This is a genomic window from Chitinophaga costaii, from assembly GCF_900094705.1.
GTDB classification, from domain to species: domain Bacteria; phylum Bacteroidota; class Bacteroidia; order Chitinophagales; family Chitinophagaceae; genus Chitinophaga; species Chitinophaga costaii.
This window is the reverse complement of the sequence record NZ_FMAR01000001.1, coordinates 534,253-558,592: the sequence shown is the minus strand read 5'-3', so window position 1 is coordinate 558,592 and position 24,340 is coordinate 534,253. Positions and strand designations below refer to the sequence as shown.

Genomic DNA, 24,340 nt, shown 5'->3' with positions numbered 1-24,340 from the left:
AAATATTGTTGTTGTAACAGCAACAAAATTACAAACTTTAACCGGATGCGAACGGCTCCTTCGTACCGCAGGTGTAAAATCTTTACCTACTATCCTTTCGGGAAGCAATTTTTTTACAGCAGTTCCTTGATGTCTTGCATGATCTTGCGGGCAATATTAGCGGCCGTGGTATCATTCTGGCTTTCGGCATAGATGCGGATAATCGGCTCCGTATTAGACGTACGCAGGTGTACCCAGTCGGTGTCAAATTCTATTTTCAGGCCATCCACCGTGTTTTGCGGCTGGTTTTTGTATTTACCTTTAATCTCTTCAAAGATGGCGGCTACGTCTACGCTTTTATCTAGTTCTATTTTATTCTTAGACATAAAGTAGTCGGGATAGGTACGGCGCAGGGTGCTAATACTCTTTTTGGTCTGGGCCAGGTGGCTTAGGAAGAGGGCAATGCCGATGAGGGCGTCGCGGCCATAGTGCAGGTCGGGTACAATAATACCGCCATTGCCTTCGCCGCCAATGACCGCCTGTACTTCCTTCATTTTATTCACCACATTCACTTCTCCTACGGCTGCGGGAAAATATTCGCCACCATGGCGCAGGGTCACGTCTTTCAGGGCGCGGGTAGAGGAGAGGTTGCTCACAGTATTGCCTTTGCGCTTGCCCAGTACATAGTCGGCCACGGCCACCAGGGTATATTCTTCGCCAAACATGCTGCCGTCTTCGCATACAAAGCAAAGGCGGTCTACATCCGGATCTACTGCGATGCCCAGGTCGGCCTGTGTTTTATTCACGGCGTTGGAGAGGGCGGTGAGGTTTTCCGGCAGGGGTTCGGGGTTGTGGCTAAAACGCCCATTCACTTCGCCAAACAGCACTTCCACTTCCACGCCCAGGGCTTGCAGCAGGGCCGGTACGTAAATGGCACCGGTAGAATTCACGGCGTCCAGTATCACTTTAAACTTGCGGGCTTTAATGGCCTCCACATCGGTGAGGGGGTAGGCTAGTACGGCTGCTATATGCTTTTGCAGGTAGGTGTCGTTGCGGGTATAACTGCCCAATTTAGTCACGTCGGCAAAGTTAAAGTCTTCGCTGGCGGCTATTTCCAGCAGGGCGGCGCCGTCTGCGCCGGAAATAAATTCTCCTTCGGCATTCAGCAGCTTCAAGGCGTTCCATTCTTTGGGGTTGTGGCTGGCGGTGAGGATAATGCCGCCGGCAGCCTGTTCTCCTTTCACGGCTATTTCTACCGTGGGCGTGGTGGAGAGGTCCAGGTCTACCACGTCCAGGCCCAAACCATTAAGGGTGGCTACTACGAGGTTTTTCACCATCTCGCCCGATATACGGCCGTCGCGGCCAATCACGATCTTTTTACTGGTGGGCTGCTGGCGCAGCAGCCAGGTGCCATAAGCAGCGGTAAATTTTACTACATCCAGTGGTGATAAGCCTTCGCCCGGTTTGCCGCCGATGGTACCACGGATTCCGGAAATTGATTTGATGAGTGCCAAGTTTTTGAATTTTAAAGGACTGCGAAGATAATAAGTTCTATGGATGCCTGGTATTTATTGTAAGGGCTACAACGTATAGATGCAGGGATAAATTGTTAAGAGGAAGGCAGGGAAAATGCAATGAATAGTACTATATTTTATATATGATTTATTTATATATGTGAATAAGGCAAACGGTTGCGGAAAATGAGCGCCCGGCTTATCCCGGTACAGGTGTTTTTGGGGGTAAGCCCAGGCGCTGGTACGGTTTAAACTGGGCGTTAAGTAGGCGTAAGCTAGGCTCATAGGCGCACAACAGGCTTTGCCCAGCTTTAACCCAGTAGTTGGGTAGGTACACTAGCAGCGATGGGTATGTTTGTATTTAACCCTCCGGTGTCGTTTTTAGGTGGGGGAAGTCTGCAATATCCCTATCTTGCAGGCGTTTTAATAATCTTAAACCATGAAAAAATTATGGGGGACAGTTCCCCGCTATCTGCGGTATGTGTTCACACAAACTGCTTACCTCTTACTTATCTTGCTCTTTTTCCGGGCCATCTTTTACTTTTGCTGCTTCACCACAACCGATCCTAATCCCCGCGACGTTACCAGGGCCTGGTACCTTGGTTTTAAATTTGACCTGCGCCTGGCACTGATACTTATGGTGCCCCTGCTTTTGCTGGCGCTCATAAGCCGGGAAAAGTTTTTTAACCGTCCGCTGATCCGCCGTATTCATTTTATATACCTTTTCATCGTATACCTGGGCTTAGTGCTGCTATACCTGCTAGACCTGGGCGAGTACAGCTACCTGGGGGTGCGCTTGGAGCCTTCTATCCTGCGTTTTGCTGCCAGTGGCGAGCGGGCCGATAATACCCGCATGCTATGGCAAAGCTACCACGTAGTGCGCTGGGCGCTGGGCCTGATTGTATTTTTTGCCATCACCTGGTGGGGCTTCCGCCGTATTTTTTACCACCAGGCCACAGCCCTGGCCGTAAGGGTTAGCAGGGGAAAATATGTGGGCTGGATCATCGGTTCGGTACTGCTCTTTGCCGCCGGCATATACGGCAACTTTGCTTACTTCCCCCTGCGCTGGAGCCAGGCTATGTTTACCCGCGACAACGCCATTACCAGCCTGGCCCTGAATCCTATATTATATTTCACCTCCAACCTGTCGGTAAATGACGATACGTTTGATGTACAAAAAACCCGTAAGTATTATACCACCATGGCGCGTTACCTGGAGGTAGACCAGCCAGATGAGCAGGCGCTGAACTACCTGCGTACCGTGCCGGCCAAGGACAAGCCTAAGCTCAATGTGATCATGGTGATGATGGAAAGCACCGGCGCGGCGCCCACCAGTGTGTTCAACAACCCGCTGCAGGGTACCCCGCATATGAAACAACTGGCGGATAGCGGTATTTGCTTCGAGAATTTTTATGTGCCGGCCATCAGCACTGCCAAAACAGTATATGGCGTTACTACCGGCCTGCCGGATATTACCCGTGAAAAAACCGCCAGCCGCCATCCCCGCATGGTAGATCAGCGGGTGGTGATGGACCAGTTTAAAGGCTATGAAAAATATTACTTGCTGGGCGGCAATACCAACTGGGCCAATATCCGCGCGGTATTTACCAACAATGTAGACAGTATTAAAATATTTGAAGAAGGTTATTACAAATCGCCCAAGGCAGATGTATGGGGCGTTTCGGACTACGACCTCATTACCGAGGCTAATGATATCTTCAAAGCGGCTCATGATAAAAAGCAACCTTTCATTGCTTTCCTGCAACTGGCAGATAATCATCCGCCCTACACCACCACGGCGGGTGCCGGGGATTTTAAAAAACTAACGGCGCAGGAAGTAGATCCGCAAAAGTTAAAAGCCTCCGGTTTCGTATCCCTGGCCCAGTTTAATGCGGTGCGGTATGAAGACTATAACATTGGCCACCTCATGGAACTGGCCAAAAAGAGCGGGTACCTGGATCATACCCTGTTTGTATTTTTTGGAGACCACAACTGTGTGCTGAATCCATATAAATTTATGCCCTTGCCGGAGTACGAAATGGCTACCGGTGGTGTACATGTAACGGCCATGATGTACAGTCCTAAAAACATAGTGCCGCAGCGGGTACACAACCCGGTAAGCCTGCTGGACATGTATCCTACCGTGGCCGGTATGGTGGGCATGCCCTATAAAAACTACACCCTGGGTACCGATATTTTTGACAGTACCCATGTGCATCCGTATAAGTTTATCAGTTATGTGCGCAACCAGGCCGTGTATTACGCGGTGATTGGCCCGCAATACCTGTTTGAGCAACAGGCCAACACGGCACAAACCGCCCTCTACGACCTGAAAGCCAATCCACAGTTGGATATAAAAGCGCAATTGCCGGATACTGCGCGTTACCTGGAGCATTTAACGCATGGCTTTTACGAAAGCACCCGATATTTGATGTTGAATAATAAAAAAGGTTAATAGTGAAAGGTTAATCATACGGCGCTTATCTTCGTAGCGATTCACCACTTACGCTTAACGGTTTTTACACCATGGAAGTACCCAAACAATGGTTCAGGGATTGGTTTAATTCGCCCTATTATTACTTGCTGTATGCAAACCGGGATGAGAAGGAAGCGGCTGCATTTATTGATAAGCTATTGGCTTATCTTCAGCCCAAGCCGGGTTGTTTTATGCTGGATGTGGCCTGCGGAAAGGGCCGTCACGCGCAGCTCCTGGCAAGCCGGGGCTTTGATGTAACGGGTATAGACCTTTCCATTGAAAGCATATTGGCGGCCAAAAAGCAGGAAAATGACCACCTGCATTTTTACCAGCATGATATGCGGCTGCCATTTCGCATTAACTACTTCGACGTAGCCTTTAATTTCTTTACCAGTTTCGGGTATTTCGCCACCGCCCGGGAGAATAACAATGCCCTGCGCACCATTGCCCAGGCACTGAAACCGGGCGGGCGGGTGATGCTGGACTACCTGAACAGCACCTTTGTTCAGGCCCACCTGGTACCCCATGAGGTCACGGAAAAGCAGCACGTGGTATTCGACATTCGCCGGGAAGTAAGGGACCATCAATTCATCAAGGAAATAAGAATACTGGACCGCGATAAGCCGGCCAGGGCTGTTTTTACCGAATGTGTGAATGCCTTTACCCTGGCCAATTTTCAACAGATGTTTGCCCAGCAGGGGCTGAAAATACAGGACGTTTTTGGGGATTATTATTTTAACGCTTATTCCGACCAACAATCGCCCCGGCTCATTTTGCTGGCGGAAAAAATATAAGGGATGCTGGAAGCTATCGTCAATTTCGACCGTAAAATATTTTTTTATATGAATCACCAGTGGCAAAACCCGGTGTTCGACTGGCTGGCACCCTGGCTGCGCGAGCCGTATACCTGGGCGCCGCTCTACCTGTTCCTGGCCCTGTTTACCCTCCTGAACTTTCGCTGGCGGGGATTATGGTGGTGCATGGTGTTTCTCATTGCCTTTGGTATATCCGACCAGACCAGCCTGTATATCAAAGGAGCGGTAGGGCGTTTGCGGCCCTGTCATGACCCGGTGGTGGCTTCTTTTGCCCGGCAAATGGTGCCTTATTGCCCCAGCAGTGGCAGCTTCACGAGCAACCATGCTAGTAATCATTTTGCTTTGGCCATGCTTTGCTTTATTACCCTGCGTCCTTATTTCGGGAAGTATAGCTGGCTCTTTTTAGTGTGGGCAGCGGCCATTTCCTACAGCCAGGTATATGTGGGTGTACACTACCCGCTGGATGTGCTGGGTGGGGCGTTGTTGGGTGCTGGCATTGGCTGGGGCTGCGCCCGTTTCTTTCAAAGACGTATTGGTCTTATTCAGGAACCAGTGATAGCATGAACTGGACTTATCTCATATTCATATTTATAGCTACCCTCACGGGGGGTATCATTGCTTTGCGAGCTGGCAAAGCCGGTCATTTCATGGTGTACCTGCTGGCCTTCACGGGTGCCTTCCTGTTTGGTATTACCATCATGCACCTCTTGCCCGAGGTATTTGCCCAATTGGGTAGCCGGGCCGGCATTTATGTGGTGTTGGGATTCTTCATACAGGTAGCCTTGGCCCAGCTTTCACATGGTATGGAGCATGGGCATACCCATATGGCTACACCGGGAGGGGCCGGTCACCACCACATTGCCATCGCCCCGTTGCTGGTGGGTCTTAGCTTGCATGCCTTTATGGAAGGTCTGCCCCTGGGCTTCCACTACCAGGATGCCGCTGCCATCCCCTCCCTCATGCTGGGTGTGGCCCTTCACAAGCTGCCAGAGTCGCTGGCCCTTATGACGGTGATGGTGCATGGGGGGGTAAGCAAGCCCCGGCTGTGGGCCATACTGGTAGGTTTTGGCCTGGTAACTCCCCTGGCCGCCATCTTAGCCTGGCTGCTGGGGCAAACGTTTAGCGTAGTGGCAGACTACCTCGTATACGTAGTAGCCCTGGTGATCGGTGCCTTCATTCACATTGCCACCACCATCTTCTTTGAAAGTGGTACCCGGTATCATGAAATCAGTGGCCGTAAGGTAATTGCCATCGCGGGCGGCATCCTTTTGGCTTTTGTTACAATGATATTTGAATAATTCTTTATTTTTAGCGCTCTATGGAAGTCGTCATAATCATCATCCTCGTTTTAATCAGTGGCTTGTTCTCCATGGCGGAAATAGCATTGGTCTCCGCCCGTAAGCTTAAATTGGAACATGCCGCGAATAAAGGGGATGAAAAAGCAAAGGCCGCCCTGAAGCTGGCCAACCATCCAGACACCTTTCTTTCTACCGTCCAGATAGGCATTACCCTGGTGGGTATCTTCATAGGCCTTTATGCCGGCGAAACGCTCAAAGCTCCGCTGGCCGCCTGGATAAATCATCACTTTCCGGCTGCGCAACCCTATAGTAATTTCCTGGCCATGACCGTCATCCTGGTGGTGGCTACTTATATATCCCTAGTGCTGGGCGAACTGGTACCCAAGCGCATAGGCCTGGCCCGTTCTGAAAACGTGGCTAAGTCTATGGCCCGGCCCATGACCCTGCTCTCCCGCCTGGCTTTTCCCTTTGTGGCGCTGCTCACCGCCAGTACCAATGGTATCCTGAAACTGTTCAGCTTTAAGACGAACGAAACCCCTGTTACAGAAGAGGAGATCAAGGCCATGATCACCGAAGGCACGCATTCCGGCGCTATCGAAGAAACCGAGCAAGAAATCATTGAGCGCGTGTTTTACCTCGGCGACCGCAACATTACCTCCCTGATGACCCACCGCACCGACGTAACCTGGCTAGACATTAAAGCCCTGGAAGCCGATTATAAAAGCAAGATCAGCGAAAGCCTGCACTCTGTGTACCCGGTATGCGATGGCCAGATCGATAATATTAAAGGAGTGCTTACCATCAAAGACCTTTTTGCGGCCGAGATGGGGGCAAGCCTGCAAACACTGATGAAAAAACCCCTCTTCGTACCTGAAAATAATTCGGCTTACGAGGTGCTGGAAAAATTTAAAGAAACCCAGATACATGCTGCCTTCATTGTGGATGAGTATAGCACCTTCCTGGGCATGATCACCCTCAACGACATTCTGGAAGCCATCGTAGGTGATATGCCCCAAACGGGCCAGGAGGCAGAGTACACCCTGTTTAAACGGGAAGATGGCAGCTACCTGGTAGACGCCCAGATACCTTTCTACGACTTCCTGTCAGAATTTGACCGGGCCGACTGGATGGCCGAGTTTGAACAGGAATTTGATACCCTGGCCGGCTTCATTTTATACCGGCTGGAACATATTCCCCAAACCGGCGAAAAGCTGGAATGGCGGGGCTTCACCTTCGAAATCGTAGATATGGATGCCCACCGGATAGACAAAATCCTGGTTACGGTAGGGCAGGGGGCTGTAGAGGAGGGCTAAAGATACTTTTGTCACGCAATCATATAAATATAATTTGTAACACAATGATCATTTTAGGAAGCAAGCCGCTTACGCTGGAAGAGGTTTACAAAATTTTATACGAAGGAGCCGGGGTGGAGCTGGATGCAGCCGCTTTGCAAAACGTGGAAGACAGTCATCATTTCCTGCGCCAGTTCTCCGGTAAAAAACTCATATACGGCATCAATACCGGCTTTGGGCCCATGGCGCAGTATAAGGTGAACGATGAAGATACCCTTCAGTTACAGTATAACCTCATCCGCAGCCATAGCTCTGGCGCTTCCAAATGCCTGTCGCCCATACATACCAAGAGTCTGATGATAGCCCGCTTAAGTACTCTTATGCAAGGGTATTCCGGCGTGCATCCTTCTATTGTGCTGTTGCTGCGCGACCTGATCAACCAGAACGTGTATCCCTGCATATTTGAGCATGGCGGCGTGGGGGCCTCCGGCGACCTGGTGCAACTGGCCCACCTGGCACTGGTACTCATCGGTGAAGGCGAGGTATTATATAACGACCAGCTACAACCTACTGCCACCGTGTTTGCCCAACTAGACATTACCCCCCTGAAAATACATCTGCGGGAAGGCCTGGCAGTGCTGAACGGTACCTCCGCCATGACCGGCATTGGCCTGGTAAACGTGCTGGAAGCCAAACGCCTCCTGCACTGGGGCACCGTAATGAGCGCCATGATCAATGAAGTGGTGGAAGCCTTCGACGACCATTTATCTGCCGAGCTGAACGCCGTGAAAAAACATGTGGGTCAGAACGAAATAGCCCGCCAGATGCGGGAATTACTGGCCGGTAGCAAAATGATCCGCCACCGCCCTGATCACCTCTATAAAGAACTGGAAGAAGATGTTTTTGAAGATAAAGTACAGGAATACTACTCCCTGCGCTGCGTACCACAGGTGCTGGGCCCAGTGTACGACACGCTGGAGCAGGCCGCCCGCCTGGTGGTGGAAGAACTGAACTCGGTGAGCGACAATCCCGTGGTAGATCATCACCGGGGCAATGTATTTCACGGCGGTAACTTTCACGGCGATTATGTATCGCTGGAAATGGACAAGCTAAAGATTGCTATCACCAAATTATCCATGCTCTCCGAACGCCAGCTAAACTACCTGCTGAATGATAAGCTGAACCAAAAGTTTCCGCCCTTCGTAAACCTGGGTAAGCTGGGCTTTAACTTTGGCATGCAAGGGGTGCAGTTTACCGCAGTGAGTACCGTGGCCGAAAACCAAACCCTTTCCTTCCCCATGTACGTACACAGCATTCCGAACAACAACGACAACCAGGACATTGTAAGCATGGGTACCAACGCAGCCCTCATTGCCAACAAGGTAATGGAAAATGCCTACGAGGTATTGAGCATACAAATGATGACCTTACTGCAAGCCATCGATTACCTGCAATGCCAGGACAAGCTGGCGGCCTTTACCCACGGGGTATATAGCGCCATCCGGAAAATATTCCCGGTGTTTGTAGAAGACGCGCCGCGTTATAAAGATGTGCAGCGGGTTAAAGACTACCTGCGCGGGCAAACGCCAAAGTTTTAATGACCACGATAACACAACACATGAAATATGCATTAGTGACCGGCGGGTCCAGGGGAATAGGCAGGGCCGTGAGTATCCGGCTGGCCACGCTGGGATACCACGTTATCATTACCTACAAGGGCAACCAGGCCGCTGCGGAAGAAACCCTGGCAGCCGTTACGGCAGCCGGCACTGGCGGCGTATTGCTGCCATTCGACGTATCCAGCGAGGCTGCCGTACAGGAAGTGCTGGGTGGCTGGCTGGAGGCCAATAAAGACAAACCTATTGAAGTGCTGGTAAACAATGCCGGCATCCGGGAGGACGCCTTGTTTTTCTGGATGACCAGCCAGCAGTGGCGCAATGTGCTGGGTACTAACCTGGATGGTTTTTTCTACGTGACCAAACTGTTGATCAATGGTATGCTGATGAAACGCTTTGGGCGTATTGTAAACATCGTATCACTCAGTGGCATTAAAGGGCTGCCAGGGCAAACCAATTATTCAGCTGCCAAGGCCGGTGTAATTGGCGCCACCAAAGCGCTGGCCCAGGAAGTTGCCAAACGGGGGGTAACGGTAAATGCCGTGGCCCCGGGCTTCATCACCACCGACATGACGGCGGAACTGAATGAAAAAGAGCTCGCGGCCCAGGTACCCATGAACCGTTTTGGCACCCCGGAAGAAGTGGCTGCCGCCGTAGCCTTTTTTGTATCGAAGGAAGCGGGCTATATCACGGGCGAAGTATTGTCTATTAACGGGGGGCTATACACCTGATCACCGCCGGTGCATCCCCATTATAAATTGTAACTTTAGAGCGCCCCGTTGCACACAGCGGGGGCAGTAGCATATGAACCACAGAGTAGTCATCACCGGCCTGGGCATTTACTCCTGCATAGGAAAAAACCTGGCCACCGTTAGTGAATCGTTATACAAGGGGCGTTCTGGCATTATCCTGGACCCTGCCCGCAAAGCATTTGGATACCGTTCCGGCCTTACTGGTTACGTAGAAAGGCCTGATCTGAAGCCCTTCCTGGACCGGCGGGCGCGGATGATGATGCCCGAGCAGGCAGAATTTGCCTACATGGCCACCCGCGAAGCCCTGGCGGAAGCCCGCATAGACCCAGATTTTATGGAAAAATATCCCGTAGGTATTTTGTACGGCAACGATAGTTCGGCCAAGCCCGTGATCGAAGCCACCGACATTATGCGGGAGAAAAAAGATACGATGATGGTAGGCTCTGGCTCTGTATTTCAGACGATGAACTCTACTGTAACGATGAACCTGGCCACCATATTCCGCCTACGGGGAGTAAACTTCAGTATAAGTGCGGCCTGCGCCAGCGGTTCCCACGCCATTGGCCTGGGGTATATGTTTATCCGCAATGGCATGCAGGACTGCGTGATCTGTGGCGGGGCACAGGAGATTAATCTTTTGTCTATGGGCAATTTCGACGCCATTGCGGCCTTCTCTATCCGGGAAGATGCGCCAGCAAAGGCCTCCCGCCCCTTTGACCGCGACCGCGATGGACTAGTGCCAAGCGGTGGGGCGGCCACGGTAATCCTGGAAAGTCTGGAATCGGCCCAGCGCCGGGGGGCCAACATCCTGGGTGAAATAATAGGGTATGGCTTTAGTTCCAATGGCAGCCATATTTCCAATCCTACGGTAGACGGGCCTATGCGCTCCCTCCAGATTGCCCTGCAAGACGCGGGTATTTCCGGAAAGGAAATCGGCTATATTAACGCCCACGCTACCAGTACCCCCGCCGGCGATGCCAGCGAGGCCCAGGCCCTGCACAGCGTGTTTGGCCAGTGGCGGCCGCCCATTAGCTCTACTAAGTCAATGACCGGGCACGAATGCTGGATGGCCGGTGCCAGCGAGATCGTATATGCTATGCTTATGATGCAGCAGGGTTTTATTGCTCCCAACATTAACTTCGAAAACCCCGATGAAGCCTCCGCGCCCCTGAATTTGGTAACCGATACTATTAATAAAAATTTTAATGTATTTTTGTCTAATTCCTTTGGATTTGGTGGTACCAATTCCTCGCTGATTGTAAAAAAATGGGAGGGCGCTTAGGCTTACAACGCCTGGGAAATATGCCGGGAATGGTGAAATAGCATGGAAGTAGATGACCGGTGAAAGCAGCCTCCAGCTTGCAGCCGCGGCGGGTAACCTGGAACGTTTTACCATAAAAGGGGGATGAAAAACTGCGGAATAGTAAATAAATTTATATTTTGCAGCGTTTAAAGCCGATCCTATTTCCAATCTGCGGGAACTGTATACCCGGCCTACACCTGGAATAATTTCAATTAAAAAAAGGATGTGCCAGCGAAACAGCCCACATCTTATTGGTTTCACTATTCGATACATCACTGATTTTTTAATAGCTTAACCTATATCTGGATCACACTTTATGGAAGTTGCAACTATCATAACACGGACAAACGCTTTTCTGGTAGAGGAATTTGAGGTAGATCCCGGCAAAATTGCTCCGGAGGCAGACCTGAAGGCCACACTGGATTTAGATAGCCTTGATTATATTGATCTGGTGGTAGTGATAGAAAGTAATTTCGGTTTCAAGGTGAAACCGGAGGACTTTCACAACATCGTTACTTTCCAGGATTTTTATGATTACGTGATAACCCGTCTTAAACAAAAAGAACTGGTGTAATGCCCGCATGGGAAGGAAAGTCCAAAGGCACGCCGCTGGGTTACCGTGTTTTCATAAGCCTCTTGCGCATGGGAGGCGTGTATCCTGCGTACTTTTTACTTCGCCTGGTCAGTCTTTATTATTGCCTGTTTTCTTTTAGCACTACTAAATACAGTTACCGGTATTTTCGCCGGCGCATACACTTTGGCCGCTGGCGCAGTGGGTGGGCGGTGTACCATAACTACTACCGCTTTGGGCAAACGATCATCGATAAGGTGGTTGTTATGGCCAATATGCCCAGCCCCTTTACCTTTGAATTTGACGGGGAAATACATCTGCGCAACATCATTGCTGCAAAACAGGGCGGCATATTGCTCAGTGCCCACGCGGGCAACTGGGAAGTGGCGGGCTACCTCTTTGAACGCCTGCAAACCCCTATCCACATTGTGATGTATGATGGGGAGCATGCCCAAATAAAGGCTTATCTGGAATCGGTCACCGGCCAGCGTAAAGTGCATATCATTGTCATTAAAAACGACCTGTCCCACATTTACGCGATCAACGACGCCCTGCATAAAAATGAGCTGGTGTGTATGCATGCCGACCGTTTTATGGAAGGTAATAAAACCGTGCAGGTGCCTTTTCTGGGCCATGTTGCAGCCTTTCCGGCAGGGCCTTTTTTGCTGGCGGCTACCTTTAAAGTGCCGGTGTGTGTAGTATTTGCCTTTAAGGAAAGTGCCACTCATTATCACCTCTCGGCCACGCCGCCCAAATACTACCATGGCCGCCGCCAGGAAGGTAAGAACGAAGCGGTGCATGATTTTGTGCAAGCCCTGGAAGAGAAGGTGAGGCAGTACCCGGAGCAGTGGTATAACTATTACGACTTCTGGCAGGAAGACCCGGCCCCCGCCGGGCAGCACCTGCCCGAAAAAACAGCCGGCACACACTAAGCCGGCTTTCCCTCCGTTTTATGTAACTGACTATACTTATTCATGGACATTCTTCAATATATACCACAGCGCCCGCCCATGGTGATGATAGACACCCTGACCGGTGCCACCGACAAAAGTGCCGACACGGCCCTCACCATCAATGCAGACAATATTTTCGTGCAGGCTGGGAAGTTTTCCCCTTCCGGCCTGTTGGAAAACATGGCCCAAACGGCGGCGGCCCATGCTGGTTTCCTGGCTTTGCAAAAAAATGAGCCGGTGAAGGTGGGCTTTATCGGCGCGGTAAAAGATTTGCAGATAAACCGCTTGCCGCCAGCCGGCGCCAGGGTGCAAACCCGGATAGAAGTGCAGAACACCGTATTTAACGCCACCAGCGTGCTGGCCCGCGTAATGCTACAAGCAGAAGTGCTGGCCAGTTGTGAGCTTAAGATTTTTATAAATCCCTGATGAAAATGGGCAGCCCCCATCGTGGATAAAAAACCGGTATTGGCAGGTTAATAGCCTGCAGGCAGCGGGGTGCTGTGGCCTTCCGTTGCCAAAAACTTTATTTTACCTATTCCGCCTTAAAACCCGGTGCCCTGTTATGAAAAAAATAAAACTGCTGGTGTTTTTCCTGGTGGCCCTTACCGGCCAAGGTGTGGCGCAAACCCTCTCCGAATTTTTGGCCAACAGCCAGCTGCCCCTCACTTTCCTGGGAGTAGACTTTTCGCAAATGCGCTACCTCCACGCCCCCTCCCTGCACCCCGGCCAATTTAAAAGCCAGGTAATTCCCGACATCAATACGGAGGTGGTAAACCATCCCCAGCGATACGACATTGCCGCATCCTTTTACCGCCAAGCGGTGCATAACGATCTCTCCCAGGTAAAGCAGATCAATGCCAGTATAGATACCAGTGTCATAAAATCCAATACTGCCACCGATTTTCAGCGCTTGCAACCAGCTGATATCGCAAGTGTAGCCCGCCATTATAGCGGCGAAGGTATAGGCCTGCTATTCGTAGTGGAAGCTGCAGACTGCAAAAGCTGGAAAGTTGCCGTGTACGTGGTACTCACCGCACTCGGTACCGGAGAGGTATTGCTCAGCAAACGGTATATAAAACGAGGCCGAGCCGGCATACAATGGACGGCCGCCCTGGCGGCTACCCTTAAAGATATTAGCGGCCGCGATTACAAACGGTGGAAGAAAGCCAATAGCTAGCAGGGCCGGGGGCCTTGGAGATCGGGGAGGCGGTAAAGTATCGTCGCTGCCCGCTGGAATATGACCGGCCGGCTAGCCTAAGGGTGCGATTTGCCAATTGAATTTGTATTTTGCACTGCAATCTTACATTTCATCATAACCTCAATCAGTAATATGAAAAAGATTTTATGGGCTGTGTGCACCTTGCTTTTATGCCAACTAGCGGTGCAGGCCCAAACCCTAAAAACATTCTTTGCAGACGATAAAGCCACCCTTACTTACCTGGGTGTGGACTTTACCCAAACGCGCTACCTGGGCGAAACGGCCTTGAACGCGACCGATTTTATAAGTAAAGTAGTACCCAGTTACAATGATGTAGTGGTGAACGAGGTTAAGAAATACGACATCGCCGGTGCCTTCCATCACCCGGTAAAAAACGAACTGACCCAGGTAACCAAGTTTAATGAGGGCATCAGCGAAGACAAGCTGAAAAGCAGTGATGCCGCCGATTTTGAGCGCTTTAAAGATGCGGACATTGCCAAAATAGCCGCCCATTACAAGGGTAGCGGCATAGGCTTGCTCTTCATCGTGGAAGCGTTGGATAAAGGCCAGAAGAAGGGGGCAATTTATGCAGTGCTGATAGACCTGTCTCATAAAAAAGTATTGTTGTCACAGCGGTATGTGCAAACCGGCAAAGGATTTACCATGCGCAATTATTGGTTGCACGTGGTATATGAAACCATCAATGATATAGACAACCACGATTATAAAAAATGGGTGAAGGCTAATAGCTAGCTTTTTTTCATGATGGCCTGTTTCATGGCAATTTTTGCACGAAACAGGCCAGTTTGTTTTTATTTGATACTTATTTTTTTCTATGGAGGCATTGTTGTCGGAAAGAGTGGAAATTTTAGTGCGGTTTAACGAGGCAGATCCTTTAGGTATTGTATGGCATGGCCACTACGTGCGTTATTTTGAAGATGGGCGCGAAGCCTTTGGCAACAAATTTGGCCTGCGTTATCTCGATATTTTTGCCAATGGATATACCGTACCAGTGGTGCATGTAGACTGTAACTATAAACGCAGCCTGCGTTATGGCGACAGTGTGATCGTAGAAACGCGTTATGTGCCTACCCCGGCGGCCAAAATACGTTTTGAGTACACGCTGTACAATGCCACTACCCACGAGATCGTGGCCACCGGCGCTTCCGTGCAGGTGTTCCTCGACAAGTCAACACAAACGTTGCAGCTCATCCTGCCTAAGTTTTTTGAGCAGTGGAAACAACAACATGCTTTGTCTTAACCAGTGAATATGCAACCTGTGTATGTAGCGGCGGATAATATTACTTCTCCACTGGGGGCTACCACGGCGCAAAACTACGCTGCGGTAAGCCAGGGCAGGAGCGGCTTACAGCCTTTGCAACTGCCCTGCATGGAAACGGAACTGCCGGCAGGGATTATCCTGCCGGAACAACTGGCGGCTTATACTGCCGGGCTAACCGTGCAGGGGCTTACCAAATTTGAGCAGTTAGTCATTGCCTCTATTAACGAGGCATTGGGCCAAACCAGCATTCGCCTGTCGCAGCCGCGCACCTTGCTGCTGCTCAGCACCACCAAGGGCAATATAGACTGGCTGGAGCAGCATGCAGGCCAGGTGCCCGATGCGGCTGCGCTGCGGGGCATGCAACTGTATGATACTGCGGCCACCATTGGCGCCTATTTCCAGGCGTCATCTCCCCCCCTGGTGGTGAGCAATGCCTGCATTTCCGGGCTGCTGGCTATTCTTACGGCCAAACGGTTGATGGCCTCTGGCCAATACGACCAGGTGGTGATTGCCGGCGCAGATATACTGACGCAATTTGTGGTGTCCGGATTTTCCTCCTTTCATGCATTGAGCAGCCAGGTATGCCGCCCCTTCGACGTTGCCCGCAATGGGCTGAACCTGGGGGAGGCCGCCGCCACGCTGGTATTGACCAACAATCCGGCCCTGCAATCGCCGGTGAGCAACATCCGCATAGGCGGCGGTGGGGTTAGCAACGACGCCAATCATATTTCTGGTCCTTCCCGCACTGGCGCAGAACTGGCGCTGGCCCTGCAGAAAGCCATAGATAATACGGAACTATCGCCGAAGGAAATAGCCTTTATCTCCGCCCATGGCACGGCTACGCCGTACAACGATGAGATGGAGGCCAAAGCCTTTGGCCTGGCAGGTATTGCCCATGCGCCGGTATTTAGCCTCAAAGGTTACTATGGCCATACCCTGGGTGCAGCGGGCCTGCTGGAAAGTATTGTGAGTATGCATGCCTTGCTGCACAACTGCCTGCTGGCCACCCCGGGATTTGAAACCCTGGGCGTAAGCCAGCCGTTGGATATCAGTAACCAAAGTCGTTACCAACCTGGTATGCAGCATTTTATAAAAACAACTTCCGGCTTTGGCGGCTGTAATGCGGCCATGGTATTTTCCAAATTTTAAATACAGCTCATTACCACGCAACCTATTACGTCTTTCATGAACTTTTTTTCCAAAGAAACAAAAACCGCCTTGCAGGCTAAGGAAGCCGCCCTTCAACTGGCTTTTGCCCCCGTGGCGTTCCAGGCCACGCGCGCACTGCGCAACCTGGGCATTCTAAAGATTATATCCGATGCGGGCCGCGCCGGTATTAGCCTGGAAGACATTGTGGCCCAGCTTACCTTGAGCAAATATGCCGTGCGTGTGCTGCTGGAAGCGGGCCTGGGCATAGAACTGCTGCTGGTCAACGATAAAAAATATACCCTCTCCAAAATGGGTTATTTTATAGAATATGATGAGCTGACCCGCATTAACATGGACTTCACCCAAGACATTTGCTACCGGGGCATGGACCACCTGGAGGAAGCCCTCATAACCGGCAAGCCGGCCGGCCTGCGGGAGCTGGGGCCCTGGGAAACCATTTACCCGGGCCTGTCGCTGCTGCCGCCTGACATTGGCAAAAGCTGGTTCGACTTCGATCACTATTATTCCGATATTGCTTATCCGCAGGTACTGCCCGTGGTATTTGCCAGCAAGCCCCGCCAACTGCTGGAACTGGGTGGCAACACCGGCAAGTGGGCCCTGGCCTGCACGGGTTACGACCCCGATGTGCAAGTTACCATCCTGGACCTGCCCGGCCAGATGGGGATTGCAACACAAAAGATCAAAGCCGCCGGCCTGGAACACCGGGTATCTTTCTTCACCACCGATGTGCTGAATGAAAACCTGCCCTTCCCCGACGGAAAATTTGACGCCATCTGGATGAGCCAGTTCCTGGACTGCTTCTCCGAGGCCCAGATTATTGCGATCCTGCAACGTTGCATGGCTTCACTGGCAGATGGGGGCCGCATTTACATCCTGGAACCGTTTTGGGACCGGCAGGTGTTTAAGTCTGCTGCCTACTGCCTGCAGCAAACGTCGCTGTACTTTACCGCCATGGCCAATGGCAATAGCCAGATGTATCACTCAGATGACTTGATTGCCTGCATTACCGCGGCTGGCCTTACGGTAATTAGCCAGAATGATCAGATGGGTATGAGCTATACCCTGCTGCAATGTGTGATAAAATAAAGAGCAGCCTACCGCTCAAACACATGATCACCCTGCTGTTTTTACCTAAAGTAAATAGTACCCTGGTACATAAAACATTTAATACACTTTGTCACGATGCAAAAAGAAAAGGTAGATGTTCTTGTAATTGGTGCCGGCCCTGCCGGTACAGTATCCGCCTCCATCATTGCCCAGGCGGGCTATACCGTGAAGATAGTGGAGAAGCAGCGCTTCCCCCGCTTTGTGATAGGCGAAAGCCTGCTGCCCCGCTGTATGGAAGCCTTAACGGAGGCTGGGTTTATAGACGCCATCAAGGCCTGTGGTTTCCAGGAGAAGTTTGGTGCTAAATTCGTGAAAGGCGATAAGATCTGTGATTTCACTTTTAAAGAACAATATACCAACGGGTGGACCTGGACCTGGCAGGTGCAGCGGGCTACCTTCGACAAAACCCTGGCAGACACCGTGGAAGCCATGGGCGTGCCGGTAGAATATGAAACAACGGTTACGGCTATACGCTTTAACGGCTCCGATTCTGTGACCACTGTGGAAGATGAAAAAGGCCAGGTAAAAGAAATTGAAGCCCGCTTCATTGTAGACGGCAGCGGGTATGGCCGCGTAATTCCCCGCTTGTTTGACCTTGAAAAAGAATCGGTGTTGCAATCGCGCAAGGCCGTCTTCGCCCACACGGTAGATGCCAAACGTTTCATGGATGGAGAGCCTAACCGCATTACCGCCGTAGTACACAAAAAAGGCGTGTGGGTATGGATCATTCCCTTTAGCAACGGAGTTACCTCCCTGGGTTATGTGGGCGATCCTGAATTTTTTGACCAATACCCCGGCACGCCGGAGGAACAATACCGCGCCCTGCTGGCCGCAGAGCCTTATTTTGCAGAGCGCTTTAAGGACGTAGACCTGGTGTTTGAACCCCGCACGTTACAGTCGTGGTCTGCCACTACCGATAAATTTTACGGGGAAGGATTTGTCCTTACCGGCAATGTAACCGAATTCCTGGACCCTATCTTTTCCTCTGGTGTAACGCTGGCCTGCGTATCTGCGCAAACCGCCGCCAAGCTGGTGATCCGCAAGTTGCAGGGCGAAATTGTTGATTGGGAAAAAGAATACATGGAACCTACCCGTCAGGGAGTAAACGTGTTCCGCTCTTACGTAATGGCCTGGTACGAAGGTACCCTTGATACTATCTTTTTCTGCGATAATCCCGACCAGGGCACCAAAGAAAAGATATGCAGCGTGCTGGCAGGATATGTTTGGGACAACAGCAATCTGTACGTGGAAAAGCACGACACCGAACTAAAACGGCTAGCGCGCAAAATAGCACTCACGGAAAAATTAAATGGGAACTGGCTTGCATAAAGAAGTGGCTTATATTAACGCTACCAGCGCTATCGGTGCGCAGGGCATCTTCCGCAACGGGCAGCCGCTGGCAGTGCCGGGCAGTGCCGATGTGACCGTGTTGCTGCGGGCGGGCTATGAGCAGTTAGGCAGCCCTTATCCCAAGTTCCATAAAATGGATACGCTGAGTAAACTGGGCTGGCTGGCGGCAGAGATTTTACTCACCGGCACGCCCTTGTTAGAACGCTATGCCGCGGGCAGCGTGGGCCTGGCCCTGGCCAACCAAAGCAGCAGCCTGGATACAGACCTGCGTTATTTCGATACGGTAAAAGACATTGCTAGCCCGGCCCTGTTTGTATACACCCTGTCCAACATCGTGATCGGGGAGATCTGCATTCGCCATGGGTTTAAGGGAGAAAACATTTTCTTCGTGCAGCCCCGTTTTGATACCACTGGCATGGCGGATTATGTACAGGAACTATTTGCCGAACAAGCCGTAGACGCCTGTATTTGCGGCTGGGTGGAGGTAATGCACACACATTTTGAAGCGGCCTTATTCCTGGTGGAAAAGGAAGCTGGGAGCAGCGCCCTGCCGCTAAACGCCCACAACCTGGAAAAACTATATCAATCTATAACAAATGGAAATGGAGCAACTGATAGCCGATCTTAAAGCGCAGATCATAGAACAACTGAACTTGCAGGAGGTAAAGCCTGAAGATATCGGCGACGATGCCCCCCTGTTTAAAGAAGGGTTGGGCTTGGATTCTATCGACGCACTGGAGCTGATTGTTTTGCTGCAACAGTACTATGGTATCCGTATCGCCAACCCGGACGATGGGCCGCGCATTTTTACATCTGTGCGCACCATTGCCGAATTTATTACCGAACAAAAGGCAAAATAAGCATGATGGCACCTACATGGATTGCAGGTGGAGGGGTGATATGCGGCATAGGCCAGCATGTGCAGGCCTGTGTGCAAGCCTTTCAGCGCATGCAGCCAGGCATGGCCCCCCTGCAATTCCTTCGTTCGGCCCACACCGCCTTTCCGGTGGTGGAGGTAAAGGCGGCCAATGACCACCTGGCGCAGCTTTCCGGGCTGCCCCTCTCTACCGCCCGCACCGCCATGCTAAGCCTCATTGCGGCGCGGGAAGCCTGGACTTCCAGCGGACTGGATGAAGTGCGCGATTACCGTACCGCCTTTGTATCTGCCAATACCGTGGGCGGTATGGATAAAACAGAAGATTTCTTTCCAGCTTTTTTGCAGGATCAGGGCAAGGGTCGCCTGCACGGCGTATCCCAGCACGAATGCGGCACCATCACCGAAGTGGTGGCAGATGCACTGGGCATATCCCATCACATCACCACCATTAGCACAGCCTGTTCTTCCGGGGCCAACGCGCTGATGTATGGCGCGCGGCTCATTCATAATAATCTGGCAGACGTAGTCATTGCCGGCGGTGCCGATGCGCTTACCCGGTTTACCCTCAATGGGTTTAATACTTTGATGATACTGGATACTGCGCCCAGCCGCCCTTTCGACGATAGCCGCCGTGGCCTGAACCTGGGAGAAGGTGCGGGCTACGTGGTACTGGTGTCTGACGCGGTGGCCAAAGACCGGAAAGGCCTTTGGGCTACGCTAAGCGGCTTTGCCAATGCCAATGATGCCTATCATCAAACGGCCTCTTCGCCAGACGGTACTGGCAACTACCTGGCCATGCAGGGGGCGTTACACATGGCCGGCTTACAACCGGCAGACATCCGCTACATTAACCTGCACGGCACCGGCACCCAAAACAACGATCTGAGCGAAGGCCTGGCCATAGCCCGGCTCTTTGGCAATACACCGCCCCCGGCCAGTTCCACCAAGTCGTTTACCGGGCATACCCTGGGTGCCAGTGGTGGTATAGAAGCCGTATTTGCCGCACTTTCCGTGCGCGACGGCCTGCTGTACCCCAACGCACAGTTTACCACCCAAATGAAGGAACTGCCTTTTTCGCCCATCACTACTTTCAGCGCTGGCAACGACCTGCGGCATGTGATGAGCAATTCATTTGGCTTTGGCGGCAACTGTTCCTGCCTGGTATTTAGTAAGGGAGGTAGTTAACAGATATACGTTTTAAACACAGGCCGGTAAAAATTTACATCATACGGTATACAACCAGGTGATCATATACCCGGCACCGCATAACAAGTACTTTGAACCATCACATGAAAATATACATCAACGGCACTGGTGCCATTTCACCGCAGCAAACTGCGGTGGGGGCGGCTTTCTGGCCAGCCGTGCAGGATTATACCACCAACAGGCTGAAGGTGGTAGACCCTGATTATAAACAGTGGATAGACCTTAAACAGATACGCCGCATGAGCCGCGTCATTAAGATGGGCGTGGGTGCGGCGCAACTTAGTTTGCAGCAGGCCGGCATATCGGTGCCAGATGGTATCATTACCGGCACGGCTTATGGCTGCCTGGATGATACCGGTGTGTTCCTGCAAAAAATGGTGGTGCAGGAAGAACAAATGCTTACGCCTACCGCTTTTATACAAAGCACGCACAATACGGTGGGCGGCCAGATAGCGCTGCTGCTGGGCTGCCATGCCTATAATAACACCTTTGTACACCGGGGTTTTTCTTTTGAAAGCGCCCTGCTGGATGCCATCATGTTCCTGCGCGAAGGGGAGGCCAGGCAGCTATTGGTAGGTGGTTTGGACGAGATCACCCATTTTAGCCATGCCATCCTGCAACGCTTTGGTCTGTACAAAACAAACCCGGGCCATAGCGGGTCGCTGCTGCAATTGCATAACAAAGGTACCATTGCCGGTGAGGGTGCTGCGTTTTTTGTGCTGGGTGCAGCCAGCACGCCGCATACCAAAGCCTGCCTGGCCGGGGTGCAAACTATTTACAAACCTACAGACAACGCGGCCATACAGCAAGCCACCACCTTATTCCTGGCAGCCCATGGCCTGCTGGCAGCCGATATAGACCTGCTTATTACGGGTCGCAATGGTGATGTGGATGACGATCAATGGTATAATACCTGGACCACCGCCCACTTTCCGGGGAAACCCGAAGCGGCGTTTAAACACCTGTGCGGGGAATATCCCACCGCAACAGGCTTTGGTATGTGGCTGGGGGCTAACGTATTAGCCCATCAGCAAGTACCTGCCGAAGCCATGTATAGCGGCACTGTGCCGGCAAAAATTAACAACATTTTGATGTATAATCATCACCTAACCACCCACCATTCCTTAATTTTAATGCAAGTATGCTAACGCAGCGGCGGCTCAATATCATTACCTTCCTGCTCGTGGCAGGCCTGTTGTTGTATAGTTATCTGGGCCAGGTGTACATAGGCTGGTGGTGGTACCTGATTATCCTGCTGGCGTATAGTGGGGGCCTGGTATATGGGGCTATGCGCATAACGGCGGGTTTTTTTCTGCCGGTTACCTGTAATGTTCCAACAAAGGAGAAGGTCATAGCGATTACCTTTGATGATGGTCCCTTACCCCAATACACGCCCGCCGTGCTGGACATACTGGAGGAAGCCCAGGTGCCTGCGGCCTTTTTTTGTATAGGTAAACATGCCGCTGCCAACACTTCCTTACTGCAACGCATACACGCTGCCGGTCATGTGATCGGCAACCATAGTTTTACGCATCATTTCTGGTTCGACCTGTTTGCCGCGCCCAAAATGCTGCTGGATATGCAGGCTGCCGACCAGGCCGTGGAAGCCGCCACCGGCTTGCGGCCCAGGCTGTTTCGCCCACCTTACGGTGTTACGAACCCCAACCTGGCCAAGGCAATTCGCCGTGGGCAATATGTGCCAGTGGGATGGAACATCCGCTCACTGGACACAGTGGCCACCGACAAAAACGCGCTGCTGCAACGCATACTGAACCGGTTGCAACCCGGGTCCATCCTGCTGCTGCACGATACCTGCGCTATTACCGTGGAGCTATTGCCAGAACTCATCACGCAGATACAGGCACGCGGATATACCATTGAACGATTGGATAAATTGATAAATACACCATCTTATGCGTAAATATTGGATGATCATTTTTTGTTGCTTCACCGCCGGAAGCGCCCTGGCGCAGGCGGGCTACAAACCGTTGGGAGAAGCTGCCGCGGTAGCTTTTAGCCAGCAACTCATAGTTACGGCCCGCAACACGGAAAGCATTCAAAGCGATTTTGTGCAGGTGAAAACCTTGAGCATGCTCTCCGACAAGATCGTGTCTAAAGGGAAATTCTGGTTTAAAAAAGAAAACAAAGTGCGCATGGAGTACACCACCCCTTCTTATTATTTATTGGTGATGAACGGCAAGGATATAAAAACTAAAGACAGTCAGCAGGAAAATAAAGTGTCCGGCAAAACGAACAAGCTCTTTGAACAGGTGAACCGCATTACAGTAGATTGTGTGCAGGGCACCGTGTTGAGCAATACCGATTTTTCTAACCGCATGCTGGAAAACGGCAGCATGTACCTGCTGGAGCTTACCCCGGTATCCAAAGGAATGAAAGATTTGTTTGTAAACATTTCCGTCTTCATTGATAAAAAAGAAGGGGGAGTAAACAAGATCGTGATGCAAGAATATTCCGGCGATAATACCGTGATTACTTTTGTTCACAAACAACTGAACGTAAATATTCCGGATGCCCTCTTTGCGATTAAATAATATAGGGCTGGTCACCCTGTTGCTGCTGGGGGCCTGCCGCACTGCCTACAAAAGCCTGCAACCGGCAACTGGTGACGCGGCCTGCATACAGCAATTTGCGCCGCACTTTACCAACAACCTGTACAGCACTCAGGTAAACGTATTATCCCACCACCTCAGTGGCCTGCTCTTCTGCAAGCAAATGCCTGACAGCAGTGTGCGGATGGTGTTTGCCAATGAAATGGGCTTTAAGTTCTTTGATTTTGAATACACGGCACAAGGCACCTTCATTAAACATTACCTGTTCCATAAAATGGACAAACCCGCCGTGGTTAAGACCTTGCAACAGGATTTTGAATTAGTGCTGCTGCGCCCGGATTTGCGCCAGGCACAGGTACTTACAGACGGGAAATACCAATATGTAGCTATACCTTCCGAAAAGGGTCGCCGTTATTTTATTACCGATAAGGATTGCCGGCAACTGGTGCGCATAGAAAAATCGTCGGCCCGCAAAGCGGTGGTCATCGTAAAAATGTGGCATTATCAAAACGGCACGCCAGACAGTATCAGCATACACCACACCCAATTCAAATTCAATATCGCTTTGCAGAAAACGCAGCAAGCAACTGATTGAGTACAAAGCCGATATTGAAATATAAAAAAAAGAAGATCATGTTAGAGAATAGTTTTTATACCATCACGCAAGAAGAAAGGGGCGATAATAGCATTGCGGTAACCGTACGCCTAGATGCGGGCCATTCCATTTTTGCAGGCCATTTCCCCGGGCAGCCGGTGGTGCCGGGCGTATGTATGATGCAGATCGTAAAAGAGCTGCTAGACAAGGGTACTGCGCAGAACACCCTGCTGCGGCATGGCAGCAATATTAAATTCCTTAATTTCATAGACCCGGTAAAACAGCCGGAAGTGAATATCACCGTACAATACGTAGCACAACCCGATGCCAGTTGGAAAGTATCCGCCAACATCCGTTTCGGAGAAATCATATTTTTTAAATTCCAGGGGAATTTTATTTCACAAACCACCTAAGCC

The 24,340-nt window shown here is 51.2% G+C and carries 26 protein-coding genes; 25 read left to right on the top strand and 1 reads right to left on the bottom strand.

Annotated elements, in window-relative coordinates; all coding sequences use genetic code 11:
• Nucleotides 1-113: 113 nt before the first annotated feature.
• On the bottom strand, nt 114-1,493 hold the full coding sequence (glmM, locus tag GA0116948_RS02040; RefSeq protein WP_089708500.1) for a phosphoglucosamine mutase: 1,380 nt from the start codon (nt 1,491-1,493) through the stop codon (nt 114-116).
• Between the two features lie 439 nt (nt 1,494-1,932).
• On the opposite strand from glmM, the gene GA0116948_RS02030 reads away from it, so the two are divergent.
• The 25 genes from GA0116948_RS02030 (at nt 1,933) to GA0116948_RS01910 (ending at nt 24,337) form a co-directional block, all read left to right on the top strand.
• The gene (locus tag GA0116948_RS02030) at nt 1,933-3,948 is read left to right on the top strand and encodes an LTA synthase family protein (protein WP_089708496.1); all 2,016 of its coding nucleotides are present in this window, start codon (nt 1,933-1,935) and stop codon (nt 3,946-3,948) included.
• A 71-nt stretch (nt 3,949-4,019) separates the two neighbouring features.
• Entirely contained in the window at nt 4,020-4,763 is a 744-nt protein-coding gene (locus GA0116948_RS02025; protein ID WP_089708494.1) for a class I SAM-dependent methyltransferase, read from the top strand.
• A 3-nt stretch (nt 4,764-4,766) separates the two neighbouring features.
• Nucleotides 4,767-5,348 (top strand): phosphatase PAP2 family protein, encoded by a 582-nt coding sequence (locus GA0116948_RS02020; protein ID WP_089708493.1) that lies wholly within the window; start codon nt 4,767-4,769, stop codon nt 5,346-5,348.
• Nucleotides 5,345-6,082 (top strand): ZIP family metal transporter, encoded by a 738-nt coding sequence (locus GA0116948_RS02015; protein ID WP_089708490.1) that lies wholly within the window; start codon nt 5,345-5,347, stop codon nt 6,080-6,082. The genes GA0116948_RS02020 and GA0116948_RS02015 overlap by 4 nt, the downstream gene beginning before the upstream one ends.
• Before the next feature lie 20 nt (nt 6,083-6,102).
• A complete protein-coding gene (locus tag GA0116948_RS02010) occupies nt 6,103-7,395 on the top strand; it encodes a hemolysin family protein (RefSeq protein WP_089708488.1) in 1,293 nt (430 codons plus the stop codon).
• Nucleotides 7,396-7,439: 44 nt separating this feature from the next.
• Nucleotides 7,440-8,972: an HAL/PAL/TAL family ammonia-lyase gene (locus GA0116948_RS02005; protein ID WP_089708487.1), complete on the top strand. Its 1,533-nt coding sequence runs from the start codon at nt 7,440-7,442 to the stop codon at nt 8,970-8,972.
• A gap of 20 nt (nt 8,973-8,992) precedes the next feature.
• The gene (gene fabG / locus GA0116948_RS02000; RefSeq protein WP_089708485.1) at nt 8,993-9,721 is read left to right on the top strand and encodes a 3-oxoacyl-ACP reductase FabG; all 729 of its coding nucleotides are present in this window, start codon (nt 8,993-8,995) and stop codon (nt 9,719-9,721) included.
• Nucleotides 9,722-9,794: 73 nt separating this feature from the next.
• Nucleotides 9,795-11,024 (top strand): beta-ketoacyl-[acyl-carrier-protein] synthase family protein, encoded by a 1,230-nt coding sequence (locus GA0116948_RS01995; RefSeq protein WP_089708482.1) that lies wholly within the window; start codon nt 9,795-9,797, stop codon nt 11,022-11,024.
• Nucleotides 11,025-11,361: 337 nt separating this feature from the next.
• On the top strand, nt 11,362-11,619 hold the full coding sequence (locus tag GA0116948_RS01990) for an acyl carrier protein (RefSeq protein ID WP_089708480.1): 258 nt from the start codon (nt 11,362-11,364) through the stop codon (nt 11,617-11,619).
• Nucleotides 11,619-12,548 carry an LpxL/LpxP family acyltransferase gene (locus tag GA0116948_RS01985; RefSeq protein WP_089708478.1) on the top strand — a complete coding sequence of 310 codons (930 nt, stop codon included), beginning with the start codon at nt 11,619-11,621 and terminating at the stop codon, nt 12,546-12,548. The genes GA0116948_RS01990 and GA0116948_RS01985 overlap by 1 nt, the downstream gene beginning before the upstream one ends.
• Nucleotides 12,549-12,590: 42 nt before the next feature.
• Nucleotides 12,591-12,995 (top strand): 3-hydroxyacyl-ACP dehydratase, encoded by a 405-nt coding sequence (locus GA0116948_RS01980; protein WP_089708476.1) that lies wholly within the window; start codon nt 12,591-12,593, stop codon nt 12,993-12,995.
• Between the two features lie 136 nt (nt 12,996-13,131).
• Nucleotides 13,132-13,746 carry a hypothetical protein gene (locus GA0116948_RS01975; protein WP_089708474.1) on the top strand — a complete coding sequence of 205 codons (615 nt, stop codon included), beginning with the start codon at nt 13,132-13,134 and terminating at the stop codon, nt 13,744-13,746.
• Between the two features lie 153 nt (nt 13,747-13,899).
• Nucleotides 13,900-14,520: a hypothetical protein gene (locus tag GA0116948_RS01970; protein ID WP_089708472.1), complete on the top strand. Its 621-nt coding sequence runs from the start codon at nt 13,900-13,902 to the stop codon at nt 14,518-14,520.
• Nucleotides 14,521-14,602: 82 nt separating this feature from the next.
• Entirely contained in the window at nt 14,603-15,028 is a 426-nt protein-coding gene (locus GA0116948_RS01965; RefSeq protein WP_089708470.1) for an acyl-CoA thioesterase, read from the top strand.
• Nucleotides 15,029-15,037: 9 nt separating this feature from the next.
• Nucleotides 15,038-16,198 (top strand): beta-ketoacyl synthase N-terminal-like domain-containing protein, encoded by a 1,161-nt coding sequence (locus GA0116948_RS01960; RefSeq protein WP_089708468.1) that lies wholly within the window; start codon nt 15,038-15,040, stop codon nt 16,196-16,198.
• A 36-nt stretch (nt 16,199-16,234) separates the two neighbouring features.
• Nucleotides 16,235-17,305, top strand: a complete 1,071-nt coding sequence (locus GA0116948_RS01955; protein WP_089708465.1) for a class I SAM-dependent methyltransferase — start codon at nt 16,235-16,237, stop codon at nt 17,303-17,305.
• Nucleotides 17,306-17,401: 96 nt separating this feature from the next.
• Nucleotides 17,402-18,655: an NAD(P)/FAD-dependent oxidoreductase gene (locus GA0116948_RS01950; protein ID WP_089708463.1), complete on the top strand. Its 1,254-nt coding sequence runs from the start codon at nt 17,402-17,404 to the stop codon at nt 18,653-18,655.
• Entirely contained in the window at nt 18,636-19,304 is a 669-nt protein-coding gene (locus GA0116948_RS01945) for a hypothetical protein (protein WP_089708461.1), read from the top strand. The genes GA0116948_RS01950 and GA0116948_RS01945 overlap by 20 nt, the downstream gene beginning before the upstream one ends.
• Nucleotides 19,279-19,536: a phosphopantetheine-binding protein gene (locus GA0116948_RS01940; protein WP_089708459.1), complete on the top strand. Its 258-nt coding sequence runs from the start codon at nt 19,279-19,281 to the stop codon at nt 19,534-19,536. The genes GA0116948_RS01945 and GA0116948_RS01940 overlap by 26 nt, the downstream gene beginning before the upstream one ends.
• 2 nt (nt 19,537-19,538) lie before the next feature.
• Nucleotides 19,539-20,738 (top strand): beta-ketoacyl-[acyl-carrier-protein] synthase family protein, encoded by a 1,200-nt coding sequence (locus GA0116948_RS01935; protein ID WP_205686017.1) that lies wholly within the window; start codon nt 19,539-19,541, stop codon nt 20,736-20,738.
• A 104-nt stretch (nt 20,739-20,842) separates the two neighbouring features.
• Nucleotides 20,843-21,907, top strand: a complete 1,065-nt coding sequence (locus tag GA0116948_RS01930) for a beta-ketoacyl synthase N-terminal-like domain-containing protein (RefSeq protein WP_240619113.1) — start codon at nt 20,843-20,845, stop codon at nt 21,905-21,907.
• Nucleotides 21,901-22,680: a polysaccharide deacetylase family protein gene (locus GA0116948_RS01925; RefSeq protein WP_089708456.1), complete on the top strand. Its 780-nt coding sequence runs from the start codon at nt 21,901-21,903 to the stop codon at nt 22,678-22,680. The genes GA0116948_RS01930 and GA0116948_RS01925 overlap by 7 nt, the downstream gene beginning before the upstream one ends.
• A complete protein-coding gene (locus GA0116948_RS01920) occupies nt 22,673-23,311 on the top strand; it encodes a LolA family protein (protein ID WP_089708454.1) in 639 nt (212 codons plus the stop codon). The genes GA0116948_RS01925 and GA0116948_RS01920 overlap by 8 nt, the downstream gene beginning before the upstream one ends.
• Nucleotides 23,298-23,924, top strand: a complete 627-nt coding sequence (locus GA0116948_RS01915; RefSeq protein WP_123891683.1) for a hypothetical protein — start codon at nt 23,298-23,300, stop codon at nt 23,922-23,924. Before GA0116948_RS01920 ends, GA0116948_RS01915 begins: the two co-directional genes overlap by 14 nt.
• Nucleotides 23,925-23,962: 38 nt before the next feature.
• A complete protein-coding gene (locus GA0116948_RS01910) occupies nt 23,963-24,337 on the top strand; it encodes a 3-hydroxyacyl-ACP dehydratase (protein WP_123891682.1) in 375 nt (124 codons plus the stop codon).
• The last annotated feature ends 3 nt before the right edge of the window (nt 24,338-24,340 follow it).

Coding starts and splice junctions, on each gene's coding strand:
- GA0116948_RS02020 (WP_089708493.1), top strand. CDS start 4,767: ATGCTGGAAGCTATCGTCAATTTCGACCGTAAAATATTTTTTTATATG.
- GA0116948_RS01920 (WP_089708454.1), top strand. CDS start 22,673: ATGCGTAAATATTGGATGATCATTTTTTGTTGCTTCACCGCCGGAAGC.
- GA0116948_RS01925 (WP_089708456.1), top strand. CDS start 21,901: ATGCTAACGCAGCGGCGGCTCAATATCATTACCTTCCTGCTCGTGGCA.
- GA0116948_RS01965 (WP_089708470.1), top strand. CDS start 14,603: ATGGAGGCATTGTTGTCGGAAAGAGTGGAAATTTTAGTGCGGTTTAAC.
- GA0116948_RS01975 (WP_089708474.1), top strand. CDS start 13,132: ATGAAAAAAATAAAACTGCTGGTGTTTTTCCTGGTGGCCCTTACCGGC.
- GA0116948_RS01990 (WP_089708480.1), top strand. CDS start 11,362: ATGGAAGTTGCAACTATCATAACACGGACAAACGCTTTTCTGGTAGAG.
- GA0116948_RS02005 (WP_089708487.1), top strand. CDS start 7,440: ATGATCATTTTAGGAAGCAAGCCGCTTACGCTGGAAGAGGTTTACAAA.
- GA0116948_RS01960 (WP_089708468.1), top strand. CDS start 15,038: ATGCAACCTGTGTATGTAGCGGCGGATAATATTACTTCTCCACTGGGG.
- GA0116948_RS01940 (WP_089708459.1), top strand. CDS start 19,279: ATGGAGCAACTGATAGCCGATCTTAAAGCGCAGATCATAGAACAACTG.
- GA0116948_RS01995 (WP_089708482.1), top strand. CDS start 9,795: ATGAACCACAGAGTAGTCATCACCGGCCTGGGCATTTACTCCTGCATA.
- GA0116948_RS01930 (WP_240619113.1), top strand. CDS start 20,843: ATGAAAATATACATCAACGGCACTGGTGCCATTTCACCGCAGCAAACT.
- GA0116948_RS01950 (WP_089708463.1), top strand. CDS start 17,402: ATGCAAAAAGAAAAGGTAGATGTTCTTGTAATTGGTGCCGGCCCTGCC.
- GA0116948_RS01980 (WP_089708476.1), top strand. CDS start 12,591: ATGGACATTCTTCAATATATACCACAGCGCCCGCCCATGGTGATGATA.
- GA0116948_RS01970 (WP_089708472.1), top strand. CDS start 13,900: ATGAAAAAGATTTTATGGGCTGTGTGCACCTTGCTTTTATGCCAACTA.
- GA0116948_RS02015 (WP_089708490.1), top strand. CDS start 5,345: ATGAACTGGACTTATCTCATATTCATATTTATAGCTACCCTCACGGGG.
- GA0116948_RS01910 (WP_123891682.1), top strand. CDS start 23,963: ATGTTAGAGAATAGTTTTTATACCATCACGCAAGAAGAAAGGGGCGAT.
- GA0116948_RS02010 (WP_089708488.1), top strand. CDS start 6,103: ATGGAAGTCGTCATAATCATCATCCTCGTTTTAATCAGTGGCTTGTTC.
- GA0116948_RS02025 (WP_089708494.1), top strand. CDS start 4,020: ATGGAAGTACCCAAACAATGGTTCAGGGATTGGTTTAATTCGCCCTAT.
- GA0116948_RS01945 (WP_089708461.1), top strand. CDS start 18,636: ATGGGAACTGGCTTGCATAAAGAAGTGGCTTATATTAACGCTACCAGC.
- GA0116948_RS01985 (WP_089708478.1), top strand. CDS start 11,619: ATGCCCGCATGGGAAGGAAAGTCCAAAGGCACGCCGCTGGGTTACCGT.
- GA0116948_RS02030 (WP_089708496.1), top strand. CDS start 1,933: ATGAAAAAATTATGGGGGACAGTTCCCCGCTATCTGCGGTATGTGTTC.
- fabG (WP_089708485.1), top strand. CDS start 8,993: ATGAAATATGCATTAGTGACCGGCGGGTCCAGGGGAATAGGCAGGGCC.
- GA0116948_RS01935 (WP_205686017.1), top strand. CDS start 19,539: ATGATGGCACCTACATGGATTGCAGGTGGAGGGGTGATATGCGGCATA.
- GA0116948_RS01955 (WP_089708465.1), top strand. CDS start 16,235: ATGAACTTTTTTTCCAAAGAAACAAAAACCGCCTTGCAGGCTAAGGAA.